This window comes from Sphingomonas phyllosphaerae FA2 (assembly GCF_000427645.1).
GTDB classification, from domain to species: domain Bacteria; phylum Pseudomonadota; class Alphaproteobacteria; order Sphingomonadales; family Sphingomonadaceae; genus Sphingomonas; species Sphingomonas phyllosphaerae.
Genome location: NZ_KE386571.1, coordinates 115,768 through 128,204, shown reverse-complemented (window position 1 = coordinate 128,204; position 12,437 = coordinate 115,768). Strand labels below are relative to the sequence as shown.

At 68.2% G+C, this 12,437-nt stretch carries 10 protein-coding genes and 1 riboswitch; of the genes, 4 read left to right on the top strand and 6 right to left on the bottom strand.

Annotated elements, in window-relative coordinates; genetic code table 11:
- The first annotated feature begins 118 nt into the window (after positions 1-118).
- Both SPHPH_RS21505 and SPHPH_RS0100985 read left to right on the top strand, forming a co-directional pair.
- Entirely contained in the window at positions 119-970 is an 852-nt protein-coding gene (locus SPHPH_RS21505; protein ID WP_051272763.1) for a lectin-like domain-containing protein, read from the top strand.
- A gap of 457 nt (positions 971-1,427) precedes the next feature.
- A complete protein-coding gene (locus tag SPHPH_RS0100985) occupies positions 1,428-1,949 on the top strand; it encodes a flagellar basal body-associated FliL family protein (protein ID WP_238303250.1) in 522 nt (173 codons plus the stop codon).
- A gap of 12 nt (positions 1,950-1,961) precedes the next feature.
- Here SPHPH_RS0100985 and SPHPH_RS0100980 read toward each other — a convergent pair whose 3' ends face one another.
- Positions 1,962-3,419 (bottom strand): S41 family peptidase, encoded by a 1,458-nt coding sequence (locus tag SPHPH_RS0100980; protein WP_238302794.1) that lies wholly within the window; start codon positions 3,417-3,419, stop codon positions 1,962-1,964.
- A 143-nt stretch (positions 3,420-3,562) separates the two neighbouring features.
- Positions 3,563-3,783, top strand: a riboswitch (cobalamin riboswitch).
- Between the two features lie 123 nt (positions 3,784-3,906).
- Between SPHPH_RS0100980 and SPHPH_RS0100975 the strand changes: the two genes are divergently transcribed.
- Together SPHPH_RS0100975 and SPHPH_RS0100970 are read left to right on the top strand one after the other, a co-directional pair.
- Positions 3,907-4,893 (top strand): DUF1852 domain-containing protein, encoded by a 987-nt coding sequence (locus SPHPH_RS0100975; RefSeq protein WP_028965021.1) that lies wholly within the window; start codon positions 3,907-3,909, stop codon positions 4,891-4,893.
- 30 nt (positions 4,894-4,923) lie between these two features.
- A complete protein-coding gene (locus SPHPH_RS0100970) occupies positions 4,924-5,952 on the top strand; it encodes a methionine synthase (protein WP_028965020.1) in 1,029 nt (342 codons plus the stop codon).
- Positions 5,953-6,000: 48 nt separating this feature from the next.
- Here SPHPH_RS0100970 and SPHPH_RS21635 read toward each other — a convergent pair whose 3' ends face one another.
- From SPHPH_RS21635 to nirB, 5 genes are all read right to left on the bottom strand, one after another.
- Positions 6,001-6,129 carry a hypothetical protein gene (locus SPHPH_RS21635; RefSeq protein WP_272944230.1) on the bottom strand — a complete coding sequence of 43 codons (129 nt, stop codon included), beginning with the start codon at positions 6,127-6,129 and terminating at the stop codon, positions 6,001-6,003.
- Complete coding sequence (cobA, locus tag SPHPH_RS0100960) at positions 6,122-6,904, bottom strand: uroporphyrinogen-III C-methyltransferase (RefSeq protein WP_028965019.1); 783 nt, start codon at positions 6,902-6,904, stop codon at positions 6,122-6,124. The genes SPHPH_RS21635 and cobA overlap by 8 nt, the downstream gene beginning before the upstream one ends.
- Positions 6,894-9,476: a nitrate reductase gene (locus tag SPHPH_RS0100955; protein ID WP_028965018.1), complete on the bottom strand. Its 2,583-nt coding sequence runs from the start codon at positions 9,474-9,476 to the stop codon at positions 6,894-6,896. Before SPHPH_RS0100955 ends, cobA begins: the two co-directional genes overlap by 11 nt.
- 133 nt (positions 9,477-9,609) lie before the next feature.
- Positions 9,610-9,948 (bottom strand): nitrite reductase small subunit NirD, encoded by a 339-nt coding sequence (gene nirD, locus SPHPH_RS0100950; RefSeq protein WP_028965017.1) that lies wholly within the window; start codon positions 9,946-9,948, stop codon positions 9,610-9,612.
- Positions 9,945-12,425 (bottom strand): nitrite reductase large subunit NirB, encoded by a 2,481-nt coding sequence (nirB, locus tag SPHPH_RS0100945; RefSeq protein WP_028965016.1) that lies wholly within the window; start codon positions 12,423-12,425, stop codon positions 9,945-9,947. Before nirB ends, nirD begins: the two co-directional genes overlap by 4 nt.
- Between the last annotated feature and the right edge of the window lie 12 nt (positions 12,426-12,437).

The window sequence follows — 12,437 nt, the reverse complement described above, 5'->3', positions numbered from 1 at the left end:
TCGAACGGAGAGTAAGGCGATGCCGATGCGATCGTTGCCCGACGCTGCTGCCGGGCCGCGCGCGAACCGGCGTCGTTCGATCCGACCGCGTGACATGACGCAGAACAGGGGAAATGGCATGAAGACGATGATGATGGCGGCGGGCCTGTTGATGGCCGCGGCGACCGGCGCACAGGCGCAATCGATCGTGTACAACGACTTCTCGAACACCAACGGACTGAAGCTGAACGGATCGGCACAGGCGACCAACGACGGCACCCGCGACGTGCTGCGGCTGACCCCGTCGGGCATCGGTCAGGCGGGGTCGGCGTTCAGCCTGCTGCCGCGCACGCTGAGCGCCGATTACGGCTTCAGCACGCGCTTCACCTTCAACATCGCCAACAATTACAACGGCGGTGCCGATGGGCTGGTCTTCGCGATCCAGACGCTGTCGAACACCGTCGGCGGCTCGGGCGGGGGCATGGGCTATCAGGGGATCGCCAACACCTTGGGCATCGAATTCGACACCTGGGACAATGGCCCCGGCGACGACTTCAGCGACAACCATATCGGCATCGATCTGGGCGGCAGCCTCAGCTCGGTGGTGCTGGACAAGAACCTGCCCTTCCAGCTCGACGGCGGCAAGGACATCACCTCGTGGGTCGATTACGACGGCACCACCGGCAAGCTGGACGTGCGCTATGCCGCCGACGGCATCCGTCCGATCCTCGCCAACCTCAGCTACAACGTGAACCTCGCCGACGTGCTGGGCACCACCACCGCCTTCGTCGGCTTCACCTCGGCGACCGGCGCGGCGGCCAGCACGCATGACATCGTCAGCTGGGAGTTCCGCGATTCGTTCAGCCCGATCGTGACGCCCGCGGTTCCCGAACCCGCGACCTGGGCGATGATGATCCTCGGCTTCGGCGTGGTCGGCAGCGCGCTGCGGCGGCGGCGTGTGGCGACCACGGCGCGGCTGGCGCTGGCCTGAGCCGAATGGTCGAGCGGTGCGGGGCGGGATGCAGATCCCGCCCCGGCCGTGAGGGATCGCGCGCGTCTGGCTGTGACTTTATCGACAGGGTAGCCGGATTGTTAACCGTCTGATTCTACACCGATCGCCATCACTTACGCGATCGGAGTCCCCCATGATCGTCATTGCCGGCTATGCCATCGGTTCGCTGTTCACGCTCGCCGCGGTCGCCAACGTCTGTCGCACGCGTCGGCCGGCACGGGTCCGCGCAAGGTAAGCGATGCGCTCAACAGTCCTTTGCCGCCGATACTAAGACAGTAACGCTCGTGAGCGTGAACAACGTCTTCGATACCGATCCGCCGGCCTGTTTCTCGTGCAGCCTGACGACTACGATCCGGCCACCGATCGGACGGGCCCATCCTTTTGATCGACCGGTTAGCGCAATCGCAAGGCTTGTCGGACTATCCCGTTGCATCAGGTGGTTGCGGGAACGGTTGTGGCGCTCAACAAGAAACTTATCGCGGCACTCGCGGCGGCGCTGATCCTCGCGGTCGCCGGCATCGCGCTCGGGATCTGGATGCAGCGCGACGGGGTGGCGAACACGCTCGAACGGGATGCGCGCCGCGCCGAGGCGGATGCGCCCGCCGCGCCCGCCGTTCAGGCCCGGCAAGCGCAGCCGCTTTACTATACCTTCGACCCGGACATCGTCCTCAACATCAAGGATACCGATGCGGTGATCGACGCGGGCGTGTCGCTGTCGACGCACGATGCCGCGACCAGAGACGCACTGAAGAATGACGATCCGGCGCTGCGCTCGGCGATCCTGATGGCGCTCGCCGACATGCCGCAGGACACCGCAATGAGCGACGCCGGCAAAGCGCAGATGCTCGCCCGTATCGTCACTGCGGTGAACCGGCAGCTTCAAGGCGACGGCTATCGCGGCACCGTCGACGGCGCTTACTTCACCAGCTTCGTCGTCGGTGGCGGCGACACGCAGTAAGGGCGTCCCGAGTCACGGCAGCGCGGCGATCCACCGTTCCAGCGCCGCGGTGTCGCGCATGTCGCCACGATACGCATGGCGCGGCGTCGCAGGCACGTTCGACCCGCGCTTGCGCCCGCGATAGACCTTCATCGGCACCACCGCATCCGCAAAGCCGCTGGGCAACGGGATCGAGCGCACGTCCATGTAGAGCGAGTCCGCGCTCGTCTCCTGCCCGACCTGCACCGCGCCGAGCGCGGTCCAAAGATCGACCGCATCGAGGCATGCCGATGCGCAGCCCCAATCGGTGAGCACATACACCTTGGCGGTCGGTACCGTCTCCGGGGCGACGGTCGTGGACGCGCGCGCGGGTGGTGCGGTGTCCGGCTCGCGCCACAGCGGCTGCCGTCGGGCGATCGCATCGAACAGTCCGGTCGCGACCCGCTCGACCCATGCTTTCGCGTCGGGCGAGACATCGGCGGACGCGGTCAGATCGGCGCGGTACTTTTGCATCGCGGCCAAATTGCCCGGCGACGCGCGCCAATCGACCGTGGTCGCCTCCGCTTCTTGCGCGTCGGCCGCCGCCTGCCCCCACAGCACGGCGGCGATCTGTTGCGACCAGTCCGACGACCCGCCGCCATTGCCGCGCAGATCCAGCACGATGCGGGGGGCCGTCGTCACGACGGCGCGATCGCGCTTCATCGCGGCGATCATCGGGGCCAGCGCCCTGGCAGCGTCGCCCGCCGGATCGCCGTCGAAGCTGGGCATCGTGTACCAGCGCGTTCCGTCAGCGAGGGTGCGCGACGCGAAATCGGGGCGCGCGCGCGGCGCGGTGGCGGCGAACCGCTCCTGAAACGCGGCATCGGACAACGGACGCCACGCCAGCGCGACGTCCCGCACCTTTCCCTCGACCGAGAAACGACAGCGCGTCGGCCGGGTGATGAACGGATTGCCCGCGTCGATGAACAAGCGTCCGCCGTTCGTCGCACGTTGGCTGAGCAACTGCCACCGTCCCCGGAACGCGCCGACGTTGCGCGCGGCGAGCGTCTCCGCCGCCACGCCGTCGCAGCTTTCCAGCTGCGCGCCGAGCGGCAGGTCGACGTCATCCGCGCGCGTCCGCACCACCTGTCGCCCCGCTTCGTCGAAGCCGGTCAGGAACCCCGGCCATGCCAGCGGCAACGGCTGTGCATCGTGGACATCGAGCGCGAGATGCCCGTCGTTGAAGCTGGCGACATAGCCGCGCATCGCGCCGATATAGCCGCCGTAGCTCCGCACCTGTCCAGCACGCCGCCGCGCGAGTGCGAAGCTCGCCTCGTTCCGCTTCGTGAAGCCGGGGTCGAGCCGGTTGAGCGGCCCGGGATGGTTCGCCACGACCTGATCGTGGAACGCCTGCACGTCCTGCCGCGTCAATGCCGCCCAGTCCGGTGGCGGCGCGTCGGCTGCCGACAGCGTCATCCCGGTCAGCGCAAGCATCACAGCACGTCGTTTCATCGTCATCCCCCCGCCCCTGTCCGCCCCCATGTGCGGATTGTCCGCGCGCCTCAACCGGATATTGCGTCCACCCGATCCCGACTTCCATTTAACGATATAAGGATATCTTTATATCGTGGTTGACAGGCGTGCGCGGATCGTGTTCAAACCGGCGCGTCGAGGTTCCTCATCCCAGGCATGGCGATGGGGCTAAGACGGGAAGCCGGTGCTGCCTTTCGAGGCAAAGTCCGGCGCTGCCCCCGCAACTGTAAGCGGCGAGCGGCGGTTCCTTTTCGTGTCACTGGGCTCCGCACTGAGCCCGGGAAGGCCGGAACCACTGCGTCGACCCGTGAGCCAGGAGACCTGCCTCCGACGCGATAACGTTCCTCGGACGGGGGTTCCTCCGGCGGATCGCGCTTGACGCATGGTCCGCGGTCGCTTGCCGTCCGGCCCTGTTCACGCCTTGCGCGCTCTTCCGTGACCCCTGCCCGCAACATGCAGGTGAGTCATGACGAATAGCGGCTTCACGTTCACGGTCGGCAGCATCCCGTTCGACGAGGACTATCGCCCCGCGGACAACACGCGCATCACCACCAATTTCGCCAATCTGGCGCGCGGCGAACGTCGGCGCGAGAATCTGCGCAACACGCTGGCGATGATCGATCATCGCTTCAACTCGCTGATGCACTGGGACAATCCAGCGGGCGACCGCTATTCGGTCGAGCTGACGATCATCTCCGCCGCGTTGCGGATCGATGCCGACGCGGGGGCGGAGGCGTTTCCGCTGATCGAGATCCTGCACACTGCGGTGGTCGACAAGCAGCGCGGCGAGCGTAGCGACGGCATCGTCGGCAACAATTTCTCGTCGTACATCCGCGACTATGACTTCAGCGTCGTGTTGCCCGATCATCTCGGACGCGCGGAGAACCGCGGCGCGCCCGATCATTTCGGCGAGCTGCACGGCAATCTGTTCAAGCATTTCCTGCGATCCGACGCCTATCGCGCGCATTTCGCCAAGCCGCCGGTCATCTGCCTGAGCGTCTCCAGCAAGGAAGTCTATCACCGCAGCGCGAACGTCCACCCGATCCTGGGCGTCGAATACAGGAACGACGGCGTTTCCGCGACCGACCGCTATTTCGCAAAGATGGGCATGAAGGCGCGATACTTCATGCCGCCGCACAGCGTCGCGCCGCTTGCCTTCTATCACATCGGCGATCTGGTCGGCGACTATAGCAACCTGGAACTCGCCAGCACGATCAGCACGATGGAGACGTTCCAGAAGATCTACCGGCCGGAAATTTACAACGCCAATTCGGTCGCCGCCGAACGGTACCAGCCCAGCCTGGCGTATCAGGACTATTCACTGACCCGCATCGTCTACGACCGCGAGGAGCGCAGCCGGCTGGCGATCGAACAGGGGCGGTTCGCCGAGGAACATCTCATCAAGCCGCACGGCGCGACGCTCGCGCGCTGGTCCGCGACCTGCGGGCTTTGATCAGCACGAACGACACGAAGGTATTGCATCATGACGACATTGTTGCCGACGACCACCGCGGGCAGCCTGCCCAAGCCCGCATGGCTGGCCACCCCCGAAACCCTGTGGTCGCCGTGGAAGCTGGACGGTGACGAGCTGGTCGCGGGCAAGCAGGACGCGCTGCGGCTGGCGGTCGACGATCAGCGTCAGGCCGGCATCCATATCGTCGGCGACGGCGAGCAGACCCGCCAGCATTTCGTCACCACCTTCATCGAGCATCTGGGCGGGGTCGATTTCGAGAAGCGCAAGGTCGTGCGGATCCGCAACCGCTACGACGCCAGCGTGCCGACCGTGGTGGGCGCGGTGTCGCGGCCGAACCCGGTGTTCGTCGCCGATGCCGCCTTCCTGCGCGCGCAGACCGACCGGCCGATCAAATGGACGCTGCCCGGCCCGATGACGATGATCGACACGCTCTACGACGACCATTACCGCAGCCGTGAAAAACTGGGGTGGGAATTCGCCTGCCTGCTCAACGAGGAAGCGCGCGAACTCGAGGCCGCAGGCGTCGACATCATCCAGTTCGACGAGCCCGCCTTCAACGTGTTCTTCGACGAGGCCAACGACTGGGGCATCGCCACGCTGGAACGCGCCGCGCAAGGGCTGAAGGCGGAAACCGCCGTCCACATCTGCTATGGCTATGGCATCAAGGCCAACACCGACTGGAAGAAGACGCTGGGCGCCGAGTGGCGGCAATATGAGCAGACCTTCCCCAATCTGCAGAAATCGACGATCGATATCATCTCGCTGGAATGCCAGAATTCGCGCGTGCCGATGGATTTGATCGAACTGGTCCGCGGCAAGAAGGTGATGGTCGGCGCGATCGACGTCGCCACCGATGCAATCGAGACGCCGGAACAGGTCGCCGCGACGTTGCGCAACGCGCTTCGCTTCGTCGATGCCGACAAGCTCTACCCGGCCACCAACTGCGGGATGGCGCCGCTCGCGCGCGCCGTCGCGCGCGGCAAGCTGAACGCGCTCACCGCCGGGGCGACGATCGTCCGGGAGGAGTTGACGGCCTGACCGCCGCCGCCGTGCGCTCGTTGAACAGCGCGGCGCTCTGCCAAACGGTCAGCTACGGACGACCAGAACGAACAGCAGGTCGGCGGCGCAGCACAGCGCGGTCGCCGTGAGAAAGCGACGCCATCCACCCGTGGGCGCGGCGAAGCCGGTGCGGAGCATCTTGGGCAAACTACGCATCGGCTTGTTGCGCCCGCGAGAGGGCATCGATCCTTCGCGCCTCGCTGGCGACGGCTTCGCCGACGATCAGCACGGCAGGATCGTTGGTGCTGATCGCGTCGACGAGAAACGCCAGCGCCGACAGCCGCCCGCGAACGAGCCGCTCGCTCGGCAAGGACGCGTCGACCACGATCAGGATCGGCGTGTCGGGCGATCGCCCCGCCTCGATCAATTGCCGTGCGATCGTCGCCGCCGCCGCGCGGCCCATGTAGATGGCCAGCGTCGCATCCGGCGCCGCAAACGTCGTCCAGTCCATGTCGAGCGGCACGCCCTGCCTGGCGTGCGCGGTCGCGAACACCACGCGGCGGGCGAGGCCGCGGAGGCTGAGGCTCACGCCGGCGCTCGCCACGGCGGCGCTGGCGGCGGTGATGCCCGGGCATATCCGCACCGGCACGCCCGCCGCGGTGCAGGCCGCGACTTCCTCCGCACTCCGGGCGAAGATCGCGGGATCGCCCCCCTTCAACCTCACCACCCGGTGCCCTTCAAGGGCGGCCGCGACGATCAGCGTATCGATCGTGCCCTGATCCCTGGAATGACGGCCCGATCGTTTGCCGACGCTGATCCGCGTGGTGCCCGGCGCGATCAGGTCGAGGACGCCGGGGCCGACCAGCGCATCGTAGAAGACGATATCGGCCTGCGCGATCAGCCGCGCCGCCTTGCGCGTCAGCAGTTCGGGGTCGCCCGGCCCGGCGCCGACCAGCCAGACGCTGGCGGGCGGGAAATCGTCATGCGGCATCGGTCTTCTCCTCGGCAATCAGTCGCGCGAGTGCGGGGCGGCAGGAGCCGCAATTGGTGCCGGCGCCGATCGCGGCACCCACTGCGGCGACGTCGGTCAGGCGCTGTTCGCGGATCGCCGCGACGATCGTCCGTATGCCCAGATCGAAGCAGGCGCAGACGATCGCGCCACGCTCGACCGCGATGCCAGGGGCGCGCCCCGCGAGCACCGTCGGTGCCGCCAGCGGCGCGGACAATTGCTCGATCAGCCAGTCCCGCGCGGGCAGCTCCCCGTTTTCGGTGAGGAACAAGGCAGCGACCAGCCGCCCGCCGGCCAGCACCGCAACGCGACGCGTGCCGCGCGCCGGATCGACGGCTTCGACGCGCTCGCCAGCGGGCAGCAGCACGTCGAGCCCGTCCGGCGCGCGATCGTCGGCCAGTTCCCACAGCGTTCCCGCCGGCACCGCAACGCGCGTAGCCCACAGCACGTCGGGCCGCCGCGCCGGCTCGCCAGCGAACAGCGCGAAGCCGCGCCAGCGCGTCGCCACCGCGGCGATCGTCGCCGGTGTCGCCTTGAACCCCGGCTGCCCGGAATGCGGATCGGCGAGCGGGCGCGGGAGCAGCCCGGTGCGGCCGCCGGTCGACGTGCGATCGGTCCAGTGAATCGGGACGAACAGCTCGCCCGCGCGCTGCGTCGTGACGATGCTGGCGCGATAGACGCTCTCCCCCTGCGGCGTCGCGACGCGCGCCAGCCCGCCATCGGCGATGCCGAAGCGCGCCGCGTCGTCGGGATGCACCTCGACCAGCGGTTCGGCGCGATGCCGCGCCAGCCGTGGGGCCAGCCCGGTGCGCGTCATCGTATGCCAGTGATCGCGATAGCGCCCGGTGTTGAGCGTCAGCGGCCATTTCGGCAGCGGCGCGGCGAGCGGCTTCTGCGCCACCGCCACCAGCCGCGCGCGACCATCGGCGGTCGAGAAGCGTCCGTCGGCGAACGGCGTCCCGCCCCAGCGGAACGGCGCGAGATCGTCATAACCGGCATTGCCCCCGCCGCTCGCGGGCAATGTGAACACGCGCGCGCCGTCGTTTTCGTAGCGCGACAGCCGCACATGCTCGCGCCAGATGTCGGCGGGTCGATCATAGGCGAAGGCCGACTTCCACCCCATCCGCCGCCCGACCTGCGACACGATCCACCAGTCGGGTCGCGCCTCGCCGGGGAGCGGGAACAGCGCGCGCTGGCGGCTGACCATCCGTTCCGAGTTGGTGACGGTGCCGTCCTTCTCGCCCCATGCCGCCGCGGGCAGGCGGACATGCGCGAACGCGCCCGTATCGGTGTCCGCCATCACGTCCGAGACGACCACGAACGGGCACGCGGCCAGCGCCTCGCGCACGCGCGCCGCGTCAGGCATCGATACGGCGGGGTTGGTGGCCATCACCCACAAAGCCTTGATCCGCCCCTCGCCCACCGCGCGGAACAGGTCGACCGCCTTCAGCCCCGGCTTGTGCGCGATCGTCGGCGACGCCCAGAAGCGCTGCACCACGTCGCGGTTCTCGGGCGCGAAGTCGCGATGCGCCGCCAGTGTCGTCGCCAGCCCGCCCACCTCGCGCCCGCCCATCGCATTGGGCTGCCCGGTGATCGAGAAGGGCGCCGCGCCGGGCTTGCCGATCCGGCCGGTGGCGAGGTGGAGGTTGAGGATCGCATTGACCTGATCGGTGCCGGCCAGCGACTGGTTCACGCCCTGGCTGAACATCGTCACGGTGCGCGGGGTGGCGGCGAGCAGTTCGTAGAAGCGCCGCAGCTCGGACGCGGGCACGTCGCAGGTGCGCGCCACCGACCACAGGTCGTGCCCCGCGCCCAGCGCCGCCCAGAAATCGTCCGGCACATTGACGTGATCGGCGAGGTAGCGCTCGTCGACCGCTCCGGCATCGCGACACCACGCCAGCGCGCCGTTCATCAGCGCGACGTCGCTGCCCGGCCGGATCGCGAGATGCAGGTCCGCTTCCTCGGCGGTCTCGGTGCGGCGCGGGTCGATCACCACCAGCGTGGCGCCCGCCGCGCAGCGCGCGCGGATGCGCTGATAGACGATCGGGTGGCACCAGGCGGTGTTCGACCCGACCAGCACGATCAGGTCGGCAGCGTCGAGGTCGGCATAGCTGGCGGGCACCACGTCCTCGCCGAACGCGCGCATGTGCCCGGCCACCGCGCTCGACATGCACAGCCGCGAATTGGTGTCGATGTTCGCGCTGCCGATGAAGCCCTTCATCAGCTTGTTCGCGACGTAATAATCCTCGGTCAGCAATTGCCCCGAGACGTAGAAGGCGACGCTGTCCGGGCCATATTGCGCGACCGTGTCACGGAAGCGCTTAGCGACCAGATCGAGCGCCTTGTCCCATGACGCGCGGCGCTGCCCGATCATCGGGTGGAGCAGACGCCCGTCGAGCCCGACCGTCTCGCCGAGGTGCGTGCCTTTGGAACAGAGCCGGCCATGGTTGGCGGGGTGATCGGGGTCGCCCTGGATGTGGACGCTGCGATCGCCGGTCGGGGTGGCGAGGATGCCGCACCCGACCCCGCAATAGGCGCAGGTGGTGCGGATCATCGCCTAGCCCTCTCCCCTCCGGGGAGAGGGTTGGGAGAGGGGCGGGGTTTCACCGAAACCGCCCTCTCTGCGAGGCACCTTCCCCTCACCCAACCCTCTCCCCAACGGGGAGAGGGCCTTGTTACACCCCCGCTCACGCCGCCGCCTTCAGCGTGCTGGCGCGGCAGATCAGCACGCGTCCGGCGGTCACCTTCACCGGCACCACCGGCGTGCAGCCGCGATCCTCGCCCAGCGCTTCGCCGGTCGACAGCGAGATCCGCCAATTGTGCAGCGGACACGCCACCGCGCCGCCATGCACGATCCCCTGCGACAGCCGCCCGTGCTTGTGCGGGCAGCGGTCCAGCAGCGCGAAGACCTGGCTCTCGCCGGTGCGGAACACCGCGATATCGTCGCCCCCTGCGACCTGGACTGTCCGGCTGCCGCGCAGCGGGATCTCGTCGACGCGCCCGATGTCGAGCCATTCGCCAATCATGCCAGTTCCTCCTGCGGCTGGAAGCGCGCCATCGGCGCATGATGCTCGCGCTCGGCGCCGGCGACGCGCTGCGCCCACGGATCGTCCTGCGAGAAGCGTTGCGAGTAGAAGAACCGCCCCGCGAGGGCGGCGCGCGCCTCGGCATCGGGCAGCAACCGCGACTGGAGGTACGCCAGCCCGACGCGCTCGATCCACGGCGCGGTGCGCTCCAGATAGCGCGCCTCCTCGCGGTAGAGCTGGATGAAGGCGGCGCACATCTCGATCGCCTCCGCCTCGGTCGCGACCTTGCACAACAGGTCGGTGGCGCGGACCTTGATCCCGCCATTGCCGCCGACATGCAGTTCGTAGCCGCTGTCGACGCAGACGATCCCGAAATCCTTGATCGTCGCCTCGGCGCAATTGCGCGGGCAGCCGCTGACCGCGATCTTGAACTTGTGCGGCATCCACGACCCCCAGGTCGCACGCTCGATCTTCACGCCCAGCCCGGTCGAATCCTGCGTGCCGAACCGGCACCATTCGCTGCCGACGCAGGTCTTCACGGTGCGCAGCGACTTGCCATAGGCATGACCGCTGACCATTCCCGCGGCGTTTAGGTCCGCCCAGACCGCGGGCAGATCCTCCTTCCTGATCCCGAAGATGTCGAGCCGCTGCCCGCCGGTCACCTTGACCATCGGCGCGTTGAACTTCTCGACCACGTCGGCGATCGCGCGCAGCTCCTTCGGCGAGGTCAGGCCGCCCCACATCCGCGGCACCACCGAATAGGTGCCGTCCTTCTGGATGTTGGCGTGCAGCCGTTCGTTGACGAAGCGGCTCTGCTGATCGTCGACATACTCACCGGGCAGCGCGCAGAGCAGATAGTAATTGAGCGCCGGCCGGCACGACGAACAACCGTCCGGGGTCGACCAGTGCAGCTTCTGCATCACCTCGGGGATCGCGCGCATCCCCTGCGCGACGATCTCGCGGCGCACGTCGTCGTGACCGAAGCTTGTGCATTTGCACATCGTTTTCGGCCCGGTCTCGACCTCGCCGCCGAGCCGTAGCGCCAGCAGGCTTTCGACGATCCCGGTGCACGACCCGCAGCTCGCCGAGGCCTTGCACCCGCTGCGCACCGCGTCGAGGCTGTGTGCGCCGCCGTCGATGCACGCCAGCACCTTGCCCTTGGACACGCCGTTGCAGCCGCAGATTTCCGCCCCGTCGGAAAGCGCCGCAACGGCCGCCTTAGGGTCCGCCTGCCCCCCTCCCGAGGCGAAGGCCTGACCGAAGATCAGCGCGTCGCGGATCGCCGCGATATCCTCGCCCTTCTTCAACAGGTCGAAGTACCAATTGCCGTCGGCAGTATCGCCGTACAGCACCGCGCCGACGATCCGGTCGGCGCGCACCACGACGCGCTTGTAGATGCCGCGGCTGGCGTCGCGCAGCACGATGTCCTCCGCGCCGTCGCCGCCCGAGAAATCGCCCGCCGAGAAAACATCGAGCCCCGCGACCTTCAGCTTGGTCGCGGTCGGCGCGGGGCGATAGCCGCTCGGCTGTTCGACCAGCCCGTCCGCCAACGCGCGGCACATGTCCCACAACGGCGCGACGAGGCCATAGACCTGCCCGTCATGCTCGACGCACTCGCCGACCGCGAGCACGTTCGGGTCGGAGGTGACCATATGGTCGTCGACCTTGATCCCGCGCCCGACGTCCAGCCCGGCGTCACGCGCCAGCGCCACCGACGGGCGGATGCCGACCGCCATCACCACCAGATCGGCCGGCAGTTCGGTCCCATCCTTCAGCTGCACGCCCGTGACATGCGCGTCCCCGAGGATCGCCGCGGTGTCCGCGCCGGTCAGGATCGTCTGCCCGCGCGCCTCCAGCGCGGTGCGCAGCAGCCACGCCGCCGCCTCGTCGAGCTGGCGTTCGAGCAAGGTCGGCATCAGGTGCAGCACCGTGACGGTCATCCCGCGCAGCGCGAGGCCGTGCGCGGCTTCGAGGCCGAGCAGACCGCCACCGATCACCACCGCGCGTCCGCCCTTTTCGGCGGCCGCGAGCATCGCGCCGACATCGTTCATGTCGCGGAAGCCGATCACGCCCGGCAGATCCCTGCCCGGCACCGGGATGATGAACGGATCGGAGCCGGTCGCGATCAGCAGCCGGTCATAGTCCATCGTGATCCCGCCGCGCGTCGTGACGGTGCGCGCCGCGCGGTCGATCGCGATCACCGGATCGCCTGCCAGCAACGTGATGCCGTTGTCGGCATACCAGTCGTGGTCGTTGATGACGATCTCGTCGAAGGTCTTCTCGCCCGCCAGCACCGGCGACAGCATGATGCGGTTGTAGTTCACGTGATGCTCGGCACCGACGATCGTGATGCGGTAGCGGGTCGGGTCGCGCGCCAGCAGTTCCTCGACCGCGCGGCATCCCGCCATGCCGTTGCCGATCACGACCATGTGCAGCCGGGTGTCGGCCTCGCCGATGCGGATGGGTTCGTGTTTCATATGCTTGTCCTG